The 21,772-nt window shown below is 46.0% G+C and carries 13 protein-coding genes; 4 read left to right on the top strand and 9 right to left on the bottom strand.

Going from position 1 to position 21,772, the window contains the following annotated elements:
- Window positions 1-111: 111 nt before the first annotated feature.
- Together QQL36_RS22140 and smc are read right to left on the bottom strand one after the other, a co-directional pair.
- A complete protein-coding gene (locus tag QQL36_RS22140) occupies window positions 112-507 on the bottom strand; it encodes a DUF4259 domain-containing protein (protein WP_083726172.1) in 396 nt (131 codons plus the stop codon).
- Window positions 508-630: 123 nt separating this feature from the next.
- Window positions 631-4,161: a chromosome segregation protein SMC gene (smc, locus tag QQL36_RS22135; RefSeq protein WP_083726170.1), complete on the bottom strand. Its 3,531-nt coding sequence runs from the start codon at window positions 4,159-4,161 to the stop codon at window positions 631-633.
- 290 nt (window positions 4,162-4,451) lie between these two features.
- Between smc and QQL36_RS22130 the strand changes: the two genes are divergently transcribed.
- Window positions 4,452-4,598, top strand: a complete 147-nt coding sequence (locus QQL36_RS22130; RefSeq protein ID WP_179091226.1) for a hypothetical protein — start codon at window positions 4,452-4,454, stop codon at window positions 4,596-4,598.
- Window positions 4,599-4,715: 117 nt separating this feature from the next.
- A complete protein-coding gene (locus QQL36_RS22125) occupies window positions 4,716-6,950 on the top strand; it encodes an FUSC family protein (RefSeq protein WP_321566805.1) in 2,235 nt (744 codons plus the stop codon).
- A gap of 254 nt (window positions 6,951-7,204) precedes the next feature.
- Here the strand turns inward: QQL36_RS22125 and bshC are convergent, their stop codons facing one another.
- From bshC to QQL36_RS22095, 6 genes are all read right to left on the bottom strand, one after another.
- Complete coding sequence (gene bshC / locus QQL36_RS22120; RefSeq protein ID WP_321566804.1) at window positions 7,205-8,800, bottom strand: bacillithiol biosynthesis cysteine-adding enzyme BshC; 1,596 nt, start codon at window positions 8,798-8,800, stop codon at window positions 7,205-7,207.
- Window positions 8,801-9,049: 249 nt separating this feature from the next.
- Window positions 9,050-10,351, bottom strand: coding sequence for a TolC family protein (locus QQL36_RS22115; protein ID WP_321566803.1), 1,302 nt, complete (start codon window positions 10,349-10,351; stop codon window positions 9,050-9,052).
- A gap of 10 nt (window positions 10,352-10,361) precedes the next feature.
- Window positions 10,362-13,427, bottom strand: a complete 3,066-nt coding sequence (locus QQL36_RS22110; RefSeq protein ID WP_321566802.1) for an efflux RND transporter permease subunit — start codon at window positions 13,425-13,427, stop codon at window positions 10,362-10,364.
- A gap of 21 nt (window positions 13,428-13,448) precedes the next feature.
- Complete coding sequence (locus tag QQL36_RS22105) at window positions 13,449-14,531, bottom strand: efflux RND transporter periplasmic adaptor subunit (protein ID WP_321566801.1); 1,083 nt, start codon at window positions 14,529-14,531, stop codon at window positions 13,449-13,451.
- Window positions 14,532-14,946: 415 nt separating this feature from the next.
- The gene (locus tag QQL36_RS22100) at window positions 14,947-16,218 is read right to left on the bottom strand and encodes a glucose-1-phosphate adenylyltransferase (protein WP_083726158.1); all 1,272 of its coding nucleotides are present in this window, start codon (window positions 16,216-16,218) and stop codon (window positions 14,947-14,949) included.
- Window positions 16,219-16,303: 85 nt separating this feature from the next.
- On the bottom strand, window positions 16,304-17,728 hold the full coding sequence (locus tag QQL36_RS22095) for a glycogen synthase (protein ID WP_083726156.1): 1,425 nt from the start codon (window positions 17,726-17,728) through the stop codon (window positions 16,304-16,306).
- A 294-nt stretch (window positions 17,729-18,022) separates the two neighbouring features.
- Here QQL36_RS22095 and QQL36_RS22090 point away from each other — a divergent pair, with 294 nt between their 5' ends.
- Window positions 18,023-18,928, top strand: a complete 906-nt coding sequence (locus QQL36_RS22090) for a DUF72 domain-containing protein (protein WP_321566800.1) — start codon at window positions 18,023-18,025, stop codon at window positions 18,926-18,928.
- A 63-nt stretch (window positions 18,929-18,991) separates the two neighbouring features.
- Here QQL36_RS22090 and QQL36_RS22085 read toward each other — a convergent pair whose 3' ends face one another.
- Window positions 18,992-19,180, bottom strand: a complete 189-nt coding sequence (locus QQL36_RS22085; protein ID WP_083726152.1) for a hypothetical protein — start codon at window positions 19,178-19,180, stop codon at window positions 18,992-18,994.
- Between the two features lie 170 nt (window positions 19,181-19,350).
- Here QQL36_RS22085 and QQL36_RS22080 point away from each other — a divergent pair, with 170 nt between their 5' ends.
- The gene (locus QQL36_RS22080; protein ID WP_321566799.1) at window positions 19,351-21,702 is read left to right on the top strand and encodes an ABC transporter permease; all 2,352 of its coding nucleotides are present in this window, start codon (window positions 19,351-19,353) and stop codon (window positions 21,700-21,702) included.
- The last annotated feature ends 70 nt before the right edge of the window (window positions 21,703-21,772 follow it).

Here is a 21,772-nt window from a genome sequence, read left to right as displayed (position 1 = left end):
TTTAATTAAAATATTCGATTAAGGAATTTAACTCCCTTTAACCGTAAATAGATAAAGCCTCCTGGATTTAGGATCCAGGAGGCTTTCAATTAGGTATTTTGCAGGTTGTAATTAGCTCAGTCTTCTAATCAGCTCATCCTGTACAGCAAACCACGCTTCTACCTCCCCACTGTCTGTATATGTCTGCTTCATTTCAGAATTCAGCTTGATCTTTTCAATAACTGAAACCGCCAGTTTTCTCAATGCCAGGGTAGCCAGAACGTTTAAAGAATCCAGCTTTTCCAGTGGAGTTTCAGGATAATCTTCACTGGGTTTACCAGTAAGCGCGGCTACTGTTTCAGCGGCTGCCAATGCGTCTTCGCATTCAGAAGTGTCGAGGAGACCGTCTTTGTTCAATGAGAACTGCAAGGTATCAGAGATCAAGCCTCCATCCTTAGCATCAATCATTTCAAATACCCAGTCTAGTGAACCATCATTTTCAAAATTTCTGGTACCCCATGTGCCCATAGCTATGTAAGTTTTTTGTTTGGTTGCGTAAAGTTAGTGCAGAGATCTGAAATCTAAAAGTTAGGAGATCTAAAAGTTGATAGATCTGAAAGTTAATAGACCTTACTCTTTCAATTTCTCCTTCTAATTCAGACTCCTGAAATCCACAGGAACAAGCTTACTTACCCCTGGTTCCTGCATCGTCACTCCATAAATCACATCCACAGATGCCATTGTCTGCTTATTATGCGTCACAATGATGAACTGTGAATTATCCGAAAATTTACGAATCATATTTGTAAACTTCCCAACATTCGCATCATCCAGCGGCGCATCCACCTCATCCAATATACAGAACGGGGCTGGTTTGATCAGGTAGATAGCAAACAGCAGTGCCGTTGCCGTCAGGGTCTTCTCTCCCCCACTCAGCTGTGTAATGGCTGCCGGACGCTTTCCTTTCGGTTTTGCGATAATTTCAATTCCTGTGTCTGCCAGGTTTTCAGGATCACTCAGGATCATGTCACACTGGTCTTCTTCTGTAAACAGCGCCTTAAATACTCTAACAAAGTTTTCCTTCACCTGGTTAAAGGTTTCGAGGAATTTCTGGTTGGCGGTCGCTTCTACTTCCTGGATGGTAGCCATCAGGGATTCTTTGGCGGTCACAAGGTCATTCTTTTGTTCCAGAATGAACTCATAACGTTTTTTCATCTCCTGGTAGGCTTCAATGGCCGTAGGGTTGATCTCGCCCATATTTTCCAGCCGCTTTTTCAATCGCTCTGCACTTCCCTGCAATTCGTCTGCCGGCAATACTGAGCTACGTTGTTCGTCGATGATTTCGTCAAGATTTACCTTGAATTCTACACTTAAACGCTCCTTCATGGAGGCCAGTTGTAACTTCAGTTCATTCACCTTGTCTTTGATCACCGTCAGCTGCCGGTCCAGTTCCTCACGGGCACGGGTGCGGGTACGAAGACTGGTTTCTTTTTCCTGCAACTGGTTTCGGAAGTTATAATATTCCTGGTCTTTTTCGTTCAGTTCCTTCTCCTCTGTTTCTTTGCGGCGGAAGAGTTCTATGAGACCATCTTCGGCAGTGCCCAGTTTGTCTTCGGCAGCGGCGATGTTGGCCACGGCGTCTTCCAGTTGGGATTTATTGCTGGTGATCTGGTTGTGCAGATCGGTCAGTTGTTTGCGTTTGAAATCCAGTTCCTGGCGCAGGGCCGCTACTTTGGATTGCTGGCGGGTTTGCTGTAAGTTCTGGTTATTGAACTGTACATTCGCCTGGTTGAACTGGGCCTCTGCGTCGCTGGCAGCACGTTCTGCGTTGACAATGTTGTCGTGCAGTGCGTGTACCTTTTCGTTCAGATCTTCCAGTTCTTCTCTTACACCGGCTATGCTTTCCTGGTTCTGTTCCAGGGATTGCTGCATTTCGGCCAGTCGTTTATCGCCGGAATCAATCAGGTGACGGAAGTTCTCGATCCTGTTCTGGAGACCAAACACCTGGTTGTTCAGCTGGTTGATCTTTTCACGCTGCTGATTGATCTTGTTTTCATTCAGCTGTGTGTTGAAGCCGAGTACCTGGTTGTGCTTTTCCTGTATCTGTTCACGCAGGGTAGCTACGATGGTTTCCAGTGCACGGATCTCTTCATCCAGTTTTTCGAGGTTCTTGGCACGACCGAGTTTCTTGCCTTCGAAAGCGCCCACGCTACCACCGCTCATGTTGTATTTACCACGCACGATGCGGCCGCTCTTTTCGATCACGAGTACATCCTGATCAGCAAGCTGGTCCCATTCGATACCTGTTACATTGTCAGCGATGAATACTTTGCCCAGGAGGTAGTTGCCGAGACCTTTGTAACGTTCGTCGATCTCTACCACATCCAGTGCCGGGATGGTATTGGGTGGGGTAAAGAGCTGACCGCCCTGATGATGGAACTGGTCGAGGATAAAGAAGTTGGCTTTACCCTTTTTGTTGTCATCGAGGAGGTTGATGGCCTGAATGGCTTCGGCGGCGTTGTTGACTACATAATAGTTCAGGTAAGGTTCAAGCAGGTTCTCCACGCAGGTGCGGTAGTCTTCACGACAGAAGAAGATATCGCTCAGGATAGGTGCCTTATTGTTCCAGTCGGTATTTTTCTTGAGGAATTTGATACTGTCGGGGTAGCCTTCCAGACTGTCTACCAGCGATTTCAGCAGGTCGTACTCGTTCTTTTTCTGATCGAGGGTACGGTTTTCATCCACGAGTTTATCTCGGAGTCCTTCGATTTCGCCCTGGGTGCTGAGGATCTTGCCTTTGGTCTCTTCCTGGAAAGCGACCATATCTTCCAGGTCAGCTTTGCTATCCAGCAGGGTATCCTGAAGGGAGGCCTTTTCTTCTTCCAGTTGCGTGATCTGCAGCTGGCGGTTGGCTTTTTCTTCCTGCAGCTGTTGGATGCTGCGTACCAGGTTTTGCACCGAAGTATCGGCTACGGCCACTTTTTTCTCTGCCTCGAACTGCTGGCGTTGCCATTGTTGCTGGTCGCGGCGGAGGGTTTCGAGGGCCAGTTTCTTTTGGTTAAAGGATTCCTTTTTCTCATCGACCATGTCCTGCAGGCCTTCCAGTTGATCCTGGAGGGAGTCGAACACGTCCTGTTCTTCTGTAACCTGGTTTTCGGTAAAGGCGATGGATTCGGTGAGACCTTGCAGCTGTCCTTCGGCGTTGGCGAGGAAGTGGCTGATATTGCGTTCTCTTTCCTTTAAGTAAGTGAGTTGTTGTGTAGCGAGGTTCTTGTCGTTTTCCTTGGTACGGATGGTAGCTACCAGTTCGTTGAAGGATTTTTGGAGGACAGAGAGTTCGCGTTCTTTGGCTACGAAGTGGAGTTTATCTTCTTCGACGGAGGCTTCATCTTTGGTGATGTCGGCTTCCAGGGCCAGTTTTTTGTCTGATTCGGCTTGTTGCTGGTCGGTGAGGTCTTTAAATTCGACATTAAAGCCTTCGAGGGCTGCTTTGGCCAGTTCTATAGAGACTTCGCGGTATTCTTTCTTGATTTCGTAGAAGCGTTCTGCTTTTCGGGCCTGGGCTTCGAGGGTTTTGAGGTTGTTGTTGATTTCAAACAGCAGGTCCTCAATACGGTTCAGATCCCCTTCGGTGGCGTCGAGTTTGGATTTTGCTTCTTTTTTACGGGTTTTGTAGATGGAGATACCGGCGGCTTGCTCAAGCATGCGGCGGCGGGAGTTCTCTTTATCTTTGATAATATCATCTACCATTCCGAGTTCGATAATGGCGTAGGAGTCGGTACTAACACCAGTATCCATAAAGAGATTATGGATGTCTTTGAGTCGGCAGGCTACGTCATTGAGGCGGTATTCGGAATCGCCGTTCTTGTAGAATTTGCGGGTGATAGTGACGGTTGTAAACTCAGTAGGGAGTACATTGCGGGTATTCTCAAACGTGAGGCTTACTTCAGCCATCCCGCTGGCAGAGCGGGTTTTGGAGCCGTTGAACACCAGGCCAGATTGGTTTTCAGAGCGGAGATTGGAGATCTTATGCTCACCGATAACCCATCGGATGGAGTCGATAATATTACTTTTGCCACAGCCGTTGGGGCCTATAACCCCGGTTACACCTTCGTCGAAGTGTAAGACAGTCTTGTCTGCAAAACTTTTGAAGCCTTTGATTTCTAATGTTTTTAAACGCACAATTGCTCCTCTTTGTTTTTTTTAAGCCGTCAAAGATAACTATGATTTCTCTGATTTGTCGTATCAGATTTTAACCATTCACAGCACAATTATGTTTCCAGGTCATTATTTGTTCAAAGAAAGCAGTAATTTATAATAGATAGACATGTCGGGGGAAATTTAATTATACACAGTTGTGTATAAATTTCAGACAGGTTGCTGAAGATCATTGCTTTAGTTGAATATAATGATGGGTTAGCCGATATGGTATAGACTAACAGGGGACACAAATTAGGGATTTTTTCTATTTTATGAAAAATTATAAATCGCCTGCGGCTGCGGGAAAGAAGGCTCTTTTTGCTGGCGCCATTGAGGAGGAGTTAGTTGCAGTGGTGAAGGAAAGATTTATCTGGCAGCTAAATGGGCCTGCAGCAGCTGGAAAATTTCTGTTTTTTTGAAAAAAACCTCTTTTTAATGGCCTAAAGAAAAGAACCCTTTCTTTTTAACCGACGTTCCCATTCCAGCCAGAATGGTTTAATCTTTGAATTCATATCTTTGTAAATATTAATTTCTACATGCGGCATTGGATCCAGGAAGTCAGGAATTTCATCTACAGCTATCATTTTAGTACCGGTTTACGTACTACCATCAGTGTAGTCGTGCCTTCTGTAGTCTGCTCAATGTTGGGCAACCTCCCGCTCGGGATCGTCATTTCACTCGGCGCCCTAGCTACTGCCCTCTCGGATGTACCGGGAACTGCCATTCATAAGCGAAACGGGACGCTAATTGCCATTGGTTTCATCTGGTTTACAGCCATTACTACCTCGCTCATCATGCCGTATCCGGTTTTGATGACCTTTTATATACTGGCGTGTTGTTTTATGAACTCTATGTTGCTTATTTATGGTAACAGAGGAGGGAATATTGGGATCGCCTGTATGCTGGTGATGGTATCTATACTGGGGGAAAAGGCGGTGCCCCCCTACGAAGCGGTCATTCACAGCCTCTATATATTATTAGGTGCGGTTTGGTATGGGCTCCTGGCCTTGTTGCTCTGGCAGATACGGCCTTATTTAAGTGTACAACAGATGCTCTCTGAGTGTATTACGGAAACGGCGGATTATTTACTGGCAAGGGCGCGTTTTTATGAGCAGAGTGCTGGTGATAAAATTGAAAAAATTTATAAAGATGTACTGGCACAGCAGGTGGTGGTGAGTGAGAAACAGGAGGCGGTGAGAGAGTTGTTATTAAAAAGACGTTCTCACCAGGAAGGTACGACCAGTATTAATAAGGCATTAGTGCTGATCTTCCTCGATATGGTGGACCTGCAGGAGCAGATTATGGCGGCGCAGACGGATTACCATGCCTTGCATGAGTCATTTGACGGGGCGGGGGTGTTGGATAAATTCCATACACTGATATTAGAGTTTGCAGGCGAGTTGAAGATCATAGGCGAAGCAGTAGCGGCCGGACAACGTTCTTTGCCAAAGGCGAACCTGCGGTATGAGATTGTAAAAGTGCAGACGGCTGTGGATGATATCAGGAAAACTTTACCAACAGTAAAAGAGCGGTCACGATTGCTGGTGCTGTCAAATATCCTGCATAACCTGGCGGATATGGCGCAAAGAATCTATAACCTGCACCGGCTTACAAGGCTGGAAAGGGTGAAGGATGAGATCATTGATCCGAGATTACAATTATCCAGCTTTACGAACCATGGGCAGTATGATGCGGAGACGTTCTTTAATAACCTGACTTTTCAGTCGCATATATTCAGGCATGCCTTGCGCGTAAGTCTGGCGGCGGTGACGGGGTATGTAATCGGTCAGTTATTACACCTGGACAGGATCTACTGGATATTGCTGACGATAGTGGTGATATTGAAACCAGGTTTTAGTATTACGAAAGCCCGTAGTTATCAAAGGATATACGGAACAGTGGCAGGGGCGCTCTTTGCGGCGGTGATCCTGTTCTTTACGATGAACAATACAGTGATATTTATATTTATGTTACTGTGTATTCTGGGAGCGTATAGTTTTATGACGCATCAGTATACATTGAGTGTGTTTTTTGTGACGCCGTTTGTGATATTCCTGTTACACTTTTTGCATCCTGCACATTTTTATAATGTAGGTTGGAGAGTAATGGATACGACGATTGGGGGAACGATCGCGTTCTTTGCGAATTTGTTGTTGTGGCCGAGTTGGGAGAAGAATACGTTGCCGAGTCATATGATAAAGATGGTGAAGAGCAATGCGAATTATTTTGAGCAGGTGATGCATATGTATACGCAGGAGCCTTTTGTGGTGAATGATTATAAGTTGGCGAGGAAGGATTCGAATGTGAGTGCGGCGAACCTGATGTCGGCGTTTCAGCGAATGCTGTCAGAGCCGAAGAGTAAGCAAAAAAATGGGTCGCAGGTGTATCATTTTGTGGTGGTGAATAATTCGATTGTTTCGCATATAGCGGCGTTGGCGAATTATGGGACGACGCATAATGGGGTAAGGTTTCAGCAGCCGGAGTATAAGTTGTTGAGTAATAATTTGCAGGCGTATTTTAGTTGTATATTGGAAATGTTAGAGCGGCCTTGGGAGAAAGTGGCGGCGCCGCCGGCGACTGTGGAGGCGTTTGAGACGTTGGATATGAAGTTGGAGGCGATGTATCAGAAGAGGCAGGAGGAGGTGAATAATGGGCAGGGGGATACAGTGTTGAGGCAGGAGATATTGGAGGTGAAGCAGGTGAGGGATCAGTTACATGCGGTGATGAGTTTGTTAAAGGATATGAAGAAGACGTTGGAGCAGAATAATTAGCAAATAATTAGCGAAAAAAAACGCCTGGACCTTCGGCCCAGGCGTTTTTTTCGCGGGGCAGGTACTTGCTGGCGTAAGCCAGCAAGTACCTGCGGCAAGCGAGCAAATACCTGCGGCAAGAGAGCAAGTACCCTGAGGTAAGCAGGTACCTGAGGCAAGCAAATATGAGCTACAAGCTAGCTAGTACCGGCCGAAAGCGAGAAAGTACATGCGGCGAGCTGAAAAAAATTTATGATTGATTTACTCAGTAAATTTTAATCTGTATAAATAATCCCAAATTGATCGGTGATTGGATCCAGATGTTCCAATATCAGATCAAAGAAACCCGGCCCATGCTGAATATACCAGGGCATAAAGTTCTCTTTACGCTCCTGTAGACTATTAGCAGGGAATAACTTTTGTTTGAGTACCCGGATCTGGTCCGTCTGCCAGGCGAATTTCTTTTTCTCTGCACGGAGGAACTTGTGTTCCAGTTTACCAATGGATTTTATCGCTTTGGATCGTTCTGATTCTACTGATTTCACCAGGGTAATATCAATATCTTCTGCTTTTAAGGACAGTTCATCAAAAAGCTTTTCGATCGCGGTGTATTCATCTTTTAAGACCAGCGCGGCATTGGTATGCTTTTGTACAAAATCGTTGACCAATGATTCTGCATCTCTGAACAGATCCGGAACTTCCAGGCCCAGTTTGTTTAAACGGGCTAAGGAAGGCATATCTGCCAGCAGGAAGGAGTTGCGTAATAACAGTACCGGGAATGGCACCTTGTAATGGGCGAAGAGGTCCTGTAATTCAATCCAGTAGGCGATCTCCCCTCCCCCGCCGATAAAGGCGATGTTGGGGAGGATAGTTTCCTGGAAGAGACCTCTTAATATGACGTTCGGGCTGAATCGCTCCGGGTGTTCCTGTAATTCCTTTTCCAACGTGTCGCGGGTGAACTCGACCGGCATGTGCAGCACTTTCCAGGTATCTCCTATCTGGACGATACGTTCGCGGGAGGTCGGAGTCAGGTAGAACAGGTTGATCTCGCGGGGATTGGCCTGTACTTTATAGTGTTGAGAGAGCCGGGTGAGGGTCTCGTTGACGATTTTATGGGAGTGCTGGTGCAGTAACTCATCCCGCATGACGGGGATGTAGAGCCGCTTCAGCGCCGGGCTGTCAGGGACGAGCACGACGAGGCCAAAACGACCAAAGAGTTCATTTACAAGGTATAAGGTGGCTTCCTGGATGTTTTCGTGTTCGAGGTATGCCTTTTTCATCATGTCCATGAGTTCGGCGGTGTAAGGGCCGTAACCAAGGGCGGACTCGATGGTGGTGAAGAGATCGGCGAAGCCTTCGGGCTGCATGCGGCCTACGGCGCCTTGCTGGGAGGTGGCCCAGTTGATGTTTTTGCCGGCGAGGTAGATGTGGCCGAGTTCGTCGAGGTCGGCGTCTTCACTGCCCATGTAGTAAACAGGGACGAATTTATATTGTGGATACTTGTCTTGTAACTGGCTGGCAAGCTTGATGGCTTGCAGGATCTTGTATACAAAATAGAGGTAACCGGTGAAGATGTTAGGCTGGTGAGCGGTAGTAATGGTGAAGGTGTTCGCCGAGCCTAAGGCGGTGATGTTGTTTTTGACGTGATCAGTGATATGAAGGCCGTGGTATTGTTCCTGCAGGGAGGTGACTAATACCCCACGGTTTTGTGGTTGGGATTTTTTGGCGGCGATAGCAGCTTCAAAATCAGGGGATAAGGAGGAATGTTTGTAAAAGGGACGGAGATGCGGATGATCTGCCAGAAAGTCGATTACTAGTTGATTGAAATACCCCGTCTGACTATACGTTATATTGCTTACAGGTTGCTCCATACTACACTCAAATGATCTTTTGAATGCACGAATTTAGGGGAAAAGGGGGATAATCCGGGGGATATTTCATGAATGGTAAGTTGGGAGGTGGGCGAAAAAGAACGCCTTGACCTTCTGTCAAAGCGTTCTTTTTCGCGGGGGCCGGTACATGTTGGCTGCAAGCCAGCATGTACCGGCGGCAAGCAAGTATCGGCGGCAAGCAAGAGACGGCAAAAGTAAGCCGGCAAAAGCCAGTTATGGAAAAGGCGGTTATGGCTGGCTGAGTTGATTCCCGTAATATTTCAACCTGATCTCCGCAGATTTTGCGGCGAAGCTTACGTTTATTAAAAGATAACCTGCATTTTCGAAGCTTTGTTGTGCGGTTTTGACATCTATGATCGTCGCCTGCTTGAGTTGAAAACGCTGCAAGACAAGATCCAGTAATTTTCCTGACAGATCGTAGTTGTCTTTGGCAGTTTGTAATTGCTGCAGGTTATTATTATACGCCTGCCAGCTCTTGATAATATTACCTGTGTAGTTGATGCCGAGGGTATCTCTGATCAACTTGTCATTGGAGGTATTGATGCCTGCGATCTCCTGCCTCCTTTTGTAAACGGAGCCATTGAAGATCGGGATGTTTACACCTACGCCGACGTATGGACCATAGTTCTGGTTCAATAAGGAGAATCCATCACTGTTCTTGGTATAATTGTAATTATAGCCGGCATTGCCTGTCAGAGAAGGATAGCGATATGCAGCCGTTTCCCTTTCAAGGTACTGATCGATCTGCACCTGTTTGCCTGCGGCAATCAGGTCAGGATGTTGCTCCATCGATTGGAGGATGGGTGCCAGCTGGAGATCTGTGGCTACGATAATAGTGTCTTTTATATGAATGAGCGAGTCCTGTTTTAAGGTCAGGACAGTCAGTAAATCGGTTTTGGCCTGATCGATCACCAGTTGCTGCGCCTGCAGGTTTTGCATTTGTGTATTCAGATCTACCTGGGCCTGAAAGAGGTCTGCATTGTTGGCAACGCCCACACTTTGTTGTGCTTTTACGATATCCAGTTTCTGGCGGGATACTTCCAGGGAGCGTTCCAGTGTAGCCGCATAGCTCTCCTGACGAATGATGTCGTAATATTTTGTCATCACATTATAGGTAATGAACGCAACACGGGATTTGAGGTAGTCATTGCTCATAGACTCAGCAACATCCAGGCGCTTGCTGGCATTGGAGATCTTACTTCCGCTGTAAATAGGAACGGTGGCGCCAAAGCTGGCAGAGAGCTGGTTAGAGCGGGCGTTATTGCTCGATTTGTTGTTCGCGGCATTTGCGTACTTCTGCTCAAGACTCGTGAGCTCTTCTACATCGGAGCCGGAGGCGCTGACTACAGGCATACCACCAGCTATACCGTAGTTGTTATTTTCCTCCGCAATCTTCACATTATTCTCCGCGATCTTAATGCCCAGGTTTTTATTTAACGCAATATTCACAGCATCTTTCAGCGTGAGCTGCTGCGCATGCAGCAGCTCCGGAAGTGAGAAAAAGGTTAGATATATAATGAATCTTTTCATGAATTTTGTTTTATTCTGCCACATCAGGTATGTGTGCCTTGTGCTTACTACTCACAAAGGTATATATTGCCGGAATCACGAACAGGGTCAGGATCAGTGAGAACATAATACCACCCACTACCACGATGCCCAATGGTACACGACTCGTCGATGCAGCTCCCAGACTCATGGCCAGTGGCAATGCACCGAGTGCCGTAGCCAGCGATGTCATGAGGATCGGACGCAGACGTTGTGATGCTGCCTCTACTACCGCATCATGTTTGCTCATACCCATCTCACGCTTCTGGTTTGTAAACTCTACGATCAGGATACCATTCTTCGTCACCAGTCCAATCAACATGATCATACCGATTTCGGAGAAGATATTCAATGTCTGACCAAATACCCACAGACTCAACAACGCACCTGCCAATGCCAGCGGCACCGTGAGCATGATGGTGAACGGATCGATAAAGCTTTCAAACTGTGCAGCGAGTACCAGGTAGATCAATACCAACGCCAGCAGGAAGGCAAATACGATATTGGAAGAACTCTCTGCATAGTCACGGCTGGAACCGGACAATGCCGTATGGAAGGTTGGATCCAGTAACCTGTCGGCTATCGCCTGCATGGCTTTGATACCATCACCAATAGTATGACCCGGTGCCAGGGATGCTGAAATGGTGGAACTCTTGAAACGGTTGAAGTGATACAACGTAGCCGGACTCGTACTGGTCACTACTTTCACTACCGCATCCAATGGAATTTTATCTCCACTCGCATTGCGTACATAAATATGACTGATATCCGCAGGTTCATTTCTCTCCGTTCTTTCCAACTGTGCAATTACGTAATATTGGTAGCCGTTCATGATGAAATACGCCAGCCGACCACCACTGAAAGCAGCCTGCATAGCCGAGATCACATCATTCGTAGATAAGCCAAGATCCTTGATCTTCATACGATCGAACGTTACTTCCAATGTAGGCTTTGTAAATTTCAGATCTACGTCTACGTTAGCGAAGGTTGGATCTTTACGTGCTTCTTCAAGGAATAACGGAATCGTCTTTTTAAGTTTATCTAAATCCTGATTTTGCAGGATAAACTGTATTGGTAAACTGGTCTTAGAACCGGAACCCACCGCAATTGTCTGCTCCTGTATCGTGAAGATACGCGCATCATTAAAGCGCTTCAGCTTCTTGTTCAGGTCATTGGCAATCTCCGCCTGACTACGATCACGCTCTTCCGGCGGTACCAGACCAATACGTGGCTGAGAACTATTGATCACTGAACCTGCAGGTGTTCTTGCAAACACGAAGGCTCTTTCCGGCACTGAGTCATACAGGTAATTCGCTATCTTATCACTCACTGCCTGGGTATAACTATAGCTCGTACCTTCAGGTAAGCTCACCGTCATACGGATACTGCTTCTGTCTTCCAGTGGTGCAATCTCACTTTGTATACTACCTAAGATCAACCATATCATACCTGCACACACCAGAATGATGGCCACTGCGACCCAGCGCACTTTCATAAATGCTTCCAGCCAGCGCTTGTAGCCACTTTCCATACCCTGGAAGAAAGGTTCTGTTTTTTCATAGAACTTGCCATGACCAGCATCTTTCTTATTCAGGTACACATTTAATACCGGCGTAATCGTAAGGGATACAAAGGCCGAGATTAACACCGCTGTGGCCAGTACTACCCCGAATTCACGGAATAACCTGCCCACAAATCCCTGCAGGAAGATCACCGGCATAAATACCACAGCCAGTGTCAATGATGTTGAAATGACTGCAAAGAATATCTCTTTACTTCCTTCCAGCGCAGCCGCACGAATGCTCATCCCCTGCTCCAGTTTTCGGAAGATATTTTCCGTAACCACAATACCATCATCCACCACGAGGCCCGTAGCCAGTACGATACCCAACAGCGTTAATATATTAATGGTAAAGCCCGCGAGATACACCACAAAGAAGGTGGCGATCAGGGAGATAGGAATATCTATTAATGGACGGATGGCGATCAGCCAGTTTCTAAAGAAGAAGAAGATCACTAATACCACCAGTGCAAATGCAATGATCAGAGTTTCCTTTACTTCGGCCAGTGACTGTCTGATATTGCGGGTATTATCTACCAGCACACTGAATTCAATATCGTCTTTGTTGGATTCTTTGATCGACTCCATACGTTTTTTGAACTCATCGGCAATAGCGATGTTGTTCGCTCCCGGTTGTGGAATGATCGCCAACCCTACCGCATTTACACCATTGTATTTCCAGCCCTGTTCTTCTATCTGCGGACCCAGTTCTACACGGGCTACATCACTGAGACGTACAATGCCTGTACTGTCTTCGCGAAGAATGAGGTCACGGAAATCCTTTTCTGTGGTGAGACGACCAATGGCGTTAATGGTCAATTCGGTGTTGTTACCGTATACTTTACCAGCGGGTAACTGCACGTTTTCATTGCTAAGGGCCGTGCTGATATCATTATATGCCACATTGTAAGCATCCATCTTTGCTTCATTGAGCCAGATGCGCATCGCATAGCTTTTATCGCCAAAGATGTTCACAGAGCTTACCTGGTCGATGGTCTGTAATTGTTGCTGCAGTACGTTATCGACATAGTCACTCAGTTCCATGAGCGACTTGGTACGGCTTTGTACGGCGAGGATCAGGATCGGGTCACTGTTCGCATCGGACTTGGTGACTACCGGAGGTGCATCGATGTCCAGCGGCAGACTTTTAGTTGCCTGGCTCACCTTGTCACGCACGTCACTGGCAGCGGCTTCGAGGTCGATACCCAGGTTGAATTCCACTGTGATCACGCTGCTACCCAGGGAGCTGTTGGAGGAGATGGTACGGATACCGGGAATACCGTTGATCTGTTTTTCCAGGGGTTCGGAAATCTGGCTTTCCATGATATCCGGGTTCGCACCTGTATAAGAAGTGGTTACTGTAATAATAGGAGGATCGATGGCAGGATAGTCTCTCACTGCCAGGAAATAGTAGCCAATCACCCCAAACAGTATAATCAGGAGGTTCATCACTGTCGCAAGGACAGGCCGCTTCAATGATAGTTCTGAAATATTCATTTGTTGAATTCCGTTGGGTGATTATTGCTGTGCAGCCACGAGTTTTTCCAGTGTCTTCACTTGTCTGACTTTCACAGGAGCATCAGGGCGGGCGAAGAGCACACCTGTCACCACGACGGTATCACCTACAGCAATGCCGCTGGTGACTTCCACATTATTGGCTTCCCGCACGCCGGTTTGCACAGTGGTGAGGTGGGCCTTGCCGTCTTTGACGAGTATGACCTGGTTATTCTTATCATTTGGAATGAGTGCATTGGTAGGGACCATGATGGCTTTGGATTCCGCACCGGCATTGAAGTATACTTTTACAAATGCGCCTGGGCGGCCTTTGCCGTCGGAGAGCAGGGCGCGCACTTTTACGTTGCGGCTCGTCTGACTCACCTGTGGTTCGGTAGCGATAATGATGGCTTGCTTGCGGGTGCCATTGTTCGCATCGCTCACTACTTCTACCACACCACCTTTTTTGAGGTTGTGCGCGTAGTTCTCAGGTAATGTGAAGTCGATCCGCATTTTGTCGGGTGACTGGATAGTAGCGATCAGGGTCGCTGGTGTGGCGTATGCCCCGATGCTGACCTGGCGTAAGCCAATGGTACCGGTAAAGGGGGCACGGACGGCGGCTTTGTCTATCTGGGCCTGCGTGTAGGCCATATCGGCTTTGGTGCCATTCACATTGTTCAAGGCCAGGTCGTAGTCGGCCTGGTTGATACCGTTAATGTCCAGGAGTTTGCGGTCGCGTTGTTCTGTTTTTTCGTAGAGATCCAGGAGAACTTTGGATTTTTCCAGTTGTGCCTGTAGGTCGGCATCGTTGATGCGGGCAATGAGGGTGCCTTTTTCGACGATGGCGCCTTCGGGAACATTGAGGAAAGTGATCCTGCCACTAATTTCGGGATGGAGTTCGGCGTATTCGTTAGGAACGATTGTACCGTTTGCCTCGATGTTATTGCTTACACTACGGGTGTCGGCGATAATGACATCTACAATGGTAGGTTGGTTTCCCTGAGATTTAGCATCCTCCTTATTCTTTTTTTCATGGCAGGCGACTGATAATAACAGCAGACAACAGAGGCCTGTTATATGTATTGCCCTTTGATCCAGCAAGACCATCAAATTGATTTTTTGTTGAGTACCTAAAAAACAAATGTAGATTTCGGGAGAAGGAGGAATGTGTTATGTCGGCGAATATGGAATATCTGTCGGTGATTAGGCAAAAAAATGAGATGAACGGGCGGTAAGACCCGATAAAAGAAGGAGATATTTTAACAGTATTTAACGCTGTTAATAGAAATTATTTTTTTACATTCCCCTGGGCTGAAAGTCTTTGCTGTTGCGGTTTTTCAAAGATAAGGAAATAAAAACCACTTGTCAGTTTTAAAAACGATTTTAACAGTTTTTTTTGCCGCTAAACCAAAAAAATCGCTTTTACCTTCGGTAAAAGCGATTTTTTTTTGAAACTAGCCATCGGCTCCATAAATCCAAAAACCGGATTCCATAAATACCAATTCTCTCAAACCCAATGCGATCAAATCACAAATCCATCCGGCAATACCATTCCATTCTTAATCACCACAATACCATCCTTCACGGTATATTGCTCATGCTCACCATCCGGCAATGTCTCGCCTACATTTATCTTTACATTGTTGCCAATGCTTACATTCTTATCTATTATCGCATTATTGATCACACAGTTATCTCCAATCCCCATTGGCGGATGGCCTTTGGCCTTGGCTCTGGCCAGGTCTTCGAGGGTTTGGTAGAAATCGCTACCCATAATGTAGCTGTTTGTGATCACTGAACCACGGCCAATACGGGCACGGATACCCACTACACAACGTTCCAGGGTGCTATCTGAGATAATTGTACCGTCTGAAATGATGGTCTTGTTGAAGGTACCACTCATCTTTGCCGGTGGCAGCATACGCGCACGGGAATAGATGATCTTGCCTTCATCAAATAAATTGAACTGAGGGATCTCATCTGTCAATGACAGGTTTGCTTCCCAGAACGAGCTGATATTTCCAATATCCGTCCAGTAACCGGTGTATTGATAGCTCATTACTTTCAGATCCGCGTTGATGGCGTATGGAATGATCTCTTTGCCAAAATCGGTGGCAGCCTCCTGCCCTTTCAACAATTCATTGAGCGTGGTTCTGCTGAAGATGTAGATACCCATACTTGCCAGGTATTCTCTTCCTTCTGCATGCATCTCATCGCTTACAGGCGAAGCCCAGGGTGCCAGAACTTCCTGTTTCGGTTTTTCGGTAAAGGAGGTAATTGTTCCTTTATCATCAGTTTTTAATATACCGAAGTCAGAAGCGTCTTTAGCGGTGACCGGGATGGTACCGATCGTCACCTCTGCCTGTGATTCTATATGATGTTGCAGCATCTCCCTGAAATCCATCTGATACAGTTGGTCGCCAGATAGTATGAGCACATAGTCATACTCATAGTTCTCGATATGATGGAGGCACTGACGCACCGCATCGGCTGTACCCTGGTACCAGGTGGGGTTATCGGGAGTTTGTTCTGCCGCCAGGATATCTACGAACGCTTTACTGAAGTGGCTAAAGTGGTATGTATTCTTAATATGCTTATTCAGTGACGCGGAGTTAAACTGGGTGAGCACAAAGATGCGGTTCATATCCGCATTCAAACAATTGGAGATGGGAATATCCACCAGCCTATATTTACCGGCTACGGGCACAGCGGGTTTCGAGCGCCTGCGGGTGAGCGGATAAAGACGTGTACCTGAACCGCCTCCTAAGATAAGGGAGATAACTGCGTTAGACATATATTCTATTCTTTTGTTTCGTTGAAATAATGATAACTATATGAAAAGTCCCGTTTACAAACTTACGTGGAAAGTTCCGTGCCAATTAAGGTCTTATTACTATTGATTCGTATAATTTTACATATTCTGCAGCGGCGCTGTCCCAGGAGTGATCGATCTGCATAATATATTCCTGGATCTCCTGCAGTGCCTGTGCATCACGATACAGCTCTACAGCGCGGGTCACAGCCTGACAGGCATCCCAAACTTCTGCCTGTATAAATCGGATACCGAAACCACCCTGTTCTCCAAAATCCTTCACGGTATCTTTAAGGCCACCTGTGCTACGTACTATAGGCATTGTGCCATAACGCAGTGCGTATAACTGGTTCAGGCCACAAGGTTCTACCCTGCTTGGCATTAACAGGAAATCACTACCGGCATAGATCCGATGCGATAAGCCCTCGTTATAACCATATTGTACATTAAAGTTTGGACCAGTCGTACTCTTTGTCTGGTGCAGACGCCACTCTGTATGCGGTTCTCCACTACCCAATACAAGGAAGTTGAGTTGATTTTGTTGCTCATATAGTGAACGACCAATAATATCTGGTAACAGGTCAGCGCCTTTTTCGCCTACCAGGCGGCCAATGAAGGAGAACAAGGGTAATTCAGGGTCAAATCCAAACTCCTCACACAATTGGCGCTTTATTTCTTTCTTCCCGCTTACGAAGGAAGTATCATCATAGTGGACAGGTAACATCGGATCTGTAGCAGGATCCCATATCTTGTTGTCAATACCATTCAGGATACCCTTGCACTTGCGACGCTCGCTTCGCAGCAGACTTTCCAGTCCATTCGCGCCGTTATACATTTCTTCGAGGTACCCTGGTGAAACGGTGGTAACCCTCCATGCACATTTGATGGCTGCCGCCAGTGGGTTCACAGCGCCCTCCCATCCTACCAGGCCTGCCTTCCAGAGGTCAAAACCCGGTAACCGGTATAGCTGATCCCAGCCAAACTGGCCCTGGTACTGTGCATTGTGAATGGTGAGAACTGTGGCTATATTGCGCAGCCTTTCGTACTTGTAAGCATGTGTCATCATAAAAGGAATAAACCCAGTATGATGATCGTGACAATGCACGACGTCCGGATGATGCTGCCATTCATTCAGCCAGTCCAGCACTGCGATCTGGAATGCCAGAAAACGTTCCAGATCATTCCAGTGACCATACACGCCCTCCTTGTCCAGTAGTCCCGGAATATCTAACAGGTACAGGTCAAAGCCCAATACATTGTTCTTTTCACGGAATACATTGACATGGTACCAGTTGAACCCTACCCAGGTTCCTCCCTGGTGCACGAGCTCAAATTCGTTTTGTTCAAAAAAGCGGGATTTATAAGCGGGCATCACTACCTTGGCAACACACCCTAACTGGTGTTGATACTTTGGTAGTGCTCCTACTACATCGGCTAATCCTCCAACTTTCGCTACCGGATAACATTCCGCGCTAACGTGTAAAATTTCCATGCTTGTCAGTTAATAAATAAAGGGCTTGTATGCAATCAAATTAGCTTGGAAAAAGGATATTGCAAAGGAATATCCAAACTTTCTTTCTATTATTTGTATAGCCGCCACTGGTACAGCCTGCTGCCATCAAACCCGCTTCTATTGAGCTTGTAGAAAGCCTTTCAATTCATAATGATTTTTTACCATAAGGCAATTTCATCGCCACGATCTGTGGCGTGGCAACCACGGAATGCTGAAAAAGCGATTATAGTGAAAAATCTTATCTTCGAAGGCTATTAATTTCCAATTAGTTTTATGCAATTTGGTCGCGTTAATGATTCATTATTAAGCAATATAGACTTTACTCTCCCTGATCCTGCTGACAACCAACTGGTATTACCAGGTAAGCCGGCGGCAAATGTGGCAATTTATATTGGATGCCCGCGATGGGGAATGAAGGAATGGGTTGGCCACCTTTACCCCAAGGGTACCAAAGAAGCCAATTATATTGAGCAATACCCCCATCATTTCAATTGTATTGAGTTCAATGCTACTCATTATAAGATCTATGATGCTTATACAATCGGCAAATGGAAGGAACGGGTAAACAGGACGGATTTTAAATTCTGCCCTAAAGTGCCGCAGTCCATCAGTCACTATAGTAATCTTGTAAATGCGCAGGATCAGACGACCGCCTTCCTTGAAGGTATCCTTGCACTGGAAGAAAACCTGGGGCCTATCTTTTTGCAATTGGGAGAGAACTATAGCCCGACCCGGAGGGATAACCTTTATAAATATCTGCAAAGTCTGCCGACGGATCTGCAGTGGTATGTAGAACTCAGACATCCGGATTGGTTTAATAACCCTGCCACTACCAAAGAGCTCTTTGATACATTAAGAACACTAAAAATAGGTGCGGTGATCACTGATACAGCAGGTAGAAGGGATTGTGTGCATATGCAATTGCCCACCCCGGGGTCTATGGTCCGCTTCGTGGGGAATAGTTTACACCCGACGGATTATAAAAGGATGGATGACTGGGTGTACAGAATCGATCAATGGATAAAGAATGGATTAATGGAATTGTATTTCTTTATGCATATGGGGGATGAACTGAGTTATATTGATGCGACTGTTTATTTCATAGATAAAATGAAGGAAGTGTGTGGGATCAGTATGCCGAAACCTGTATTCCAACCAAAACAACAATCGTTATTTTAAATAAGAAGGCTGTTAAAAAGCTTATGCTTTTTAACAGCCTCACCCGCTTAAGCAGCCCTCATCTTATCGCTGCTTTGGATTTTTATCGCCTTTGTTTTGTTCTTTTTTATGTTTGCTTTTTTTAGGCAGTATTATCTTTTCAGTATCACCTGAAGTCACTTCTCTTGTTATATCACGGCTATAATCGTTACCGAGGTTGGGTCCCCCCTGTTCTAAACCGTGACTACCGATTGATCTGTCTCTAATTTCCATAACTCACAATTTTTTGGGTTAAAAATTCTTTATTAAGAGCGTTCAGAAACCATGCCAGCCAAAGTGTTCGCAACCGGACACAAGTTGCTAAAAGTGAACAGTCTACAAAACAGAAAGTTATTCATTTACAATCATTTACAAACTGGTATCATTGTAGGACTGATTTTTTCATGATCTGGAATTATTGCCGGGTTGCCTGGCGCAACCTTAAACAGCACAAGACGCTTTCTGCTATTAATATTACAGGGCTTTCTTTGGGTATGGCATTCGCCCTCCTTATCGGAATGTGGGTACAGTATGAAAAGAGTTTTGATCAGTTTCATGCGAATGGGCAGCGGATAGGGGTATTCGTGAAACACACCCTATTCAATGATGTAAAAGGTTCCCAGTACAGCACGCCCGTTCCTATCTACGATATCATGCAGCATGATTATCCCGAAATAAAGCGAGCTACGAGGATTAGTCAGTCTTCGCAAATGAGCCTGGTGCATGGTACCAATAAGTATTTAAAGAATTGCCTCTTTGTTGATCCGGCTTTTCTCCATATGTTTTCCTTCCCGTTGATTGAAGGCAATATCAATACAGCTTTGAATGATGTGAACAGTATTATTCTGACGAAGTCACAGGCGCATGCCTATTTTGGAAATGCATCTGCATTGGGCCAATTTGTAAAAGTAGACAATGAAGAATTGCAGGTGACCGGTGTGATGGCTGATGTGCCTTCGAATTCAACATTCCAGTTTGATTTTCTCGTGCCTTTTTCATTGATGGAAAAGAAGTATGAATTCGTCAGAAATGCACGGTCCAACTGGGGATTCAACTTTGCATGGAATGCAGTAGAGCTCCATCCCGGTGTAAATATGGCGGATTTCTCCAAAAAAATAAGTGGGTTAGTGCACCTGCATGATCCGGAACATAATAACCAGTTCCTGGACATACAGCCCTTAACACACATGCACCTGCACAATGAATTCAGAGATTGGAAAGAAAGCGGTGGCAGAATGACCTATGTACATCTCTTTACCATCATTGGCATATTTGTGCTACTGATTGCGTGTATCAATTTTATGAATCTGAGTACGGCAAGGTCTGAAAAGCGCGCCAAAGAAGTAGGTATCCGTAAAGCAATCGGTTCCGGACGTACACAACTGGTCGGACAGTTCCTCACAGAATCTGTGATGACGGCATTGATTGCATTTATCTTTGCCATCATCTTCATTATGCTCATACAACCCTTCCTTGGCCAAGTAGGTATATCTCATGTACAGTTGACATATCAGCATGTGTGGATGGCATTAGGTATCTGTATTGCCACAGGGTTACTCGCCGGTAGTTATCCTGCCTGGTACCTTTCTGGTTTTATTCCCGTGAAGGTATTGAAAGGCCCGGTGCATACAGGCCGTAACCCGGTAACGCTACGTCGTGTCTTAGTCGTGTTCCAGTTTGCCATTAGTATTTCCCTTATCATTTGTACGGGTATTGTATTTCAGCAGATCAGGCATGCACAAACACGATCTTTGGGATATAATCCTGATAATCTTTTATCAGTGGCCACCAGTGATGCATTAAATAAGAATTTTCCGGCACTGAAGCAGGAACTGTTAAGTACCGGGAAACTGGAGGCTGTCACCAGAGCTTCACAACCTATGACGGTTAATTATAACAAGTGGAGTGATTTCACATGGAGTGGCAAAGACCCCAAAGCAGAAATTGGAATGGATGTGATCATGGGCGATTGGGATTATGAGCAGGTAACGGGTATGCAGCTGCTGCAGGGCCGTTCTTTTGAAGCCAGCCGGCCGGCAGATTCCAATGCCGTGGTCTTAAATGAAACTGCGCTGAAGACCATCGGGTACACAGATCCTATTGGAAAGACGATACAATCTGGTTCCCGCACACTCACCATCATTGGTATTGTAAAGGATCTTGTATTGTACAATCCATATCAGACTGCCTATCCGCTGGCGATTCTCTTTGAAAGAGATGATGCGAACAATATTTTGCTGCGCCTGAAAAGGGGGGTGGACTTATCCAACACTCTCAACACCATTCAGCCTGTTTTTGAAAAATACAATACAGACCTCCCCTTCATTTATAGCTTTACCGACCAGGATTTCGCCCATAAATTCGAAATGGAAAATCAGGTAGGCCGTATAGCAGCCGCCTTTGCCCTGTTGGCCATTTTGATTTCGGGTTTGGGACTCTTTGGCCTTGCTATGTTCATGGCAGAACGCAGGACCAAGGAAATCAGTATCAGGAAGGTACTAGGCGCCAGTCTGCCACAGCTCTGGCTATTGCTATCCAAAGACTTTATATGGCTGGTATTACTGGCGGGTATAATTGCATCACCATTTACCTATTTACTGATGCGTAACTGGCTCACACATTTTGATTACAGGATCCAGATCAGCTGGGAGATCTTTGTGGGCGCAGGGATCCTGGCCTGCGGGATTGCACTCCTGACTGTGAGTTATCAATCTATCAGGGCGGCGATGGTCAACCCTGTAAAAAGTTTGCAATAAATTTTATAAAAATTAGATAAAATCTAACAAAATCCCTCATTTGCATTCCAGCAATCTAAACCTTACTTTT

The organism is Chitinophaga sp. LS1, from assembly GCF_034274695.1.
Taxonomy (GTDB): domain Bacteria; phylum Bacteroidota; class Bacteroidia; order Chitinophagales; family Chitinophagaceae; genus Chitinophaga.
This window is presented reverse-complemented; position numbering and strand designations above follow the sequence as displayed.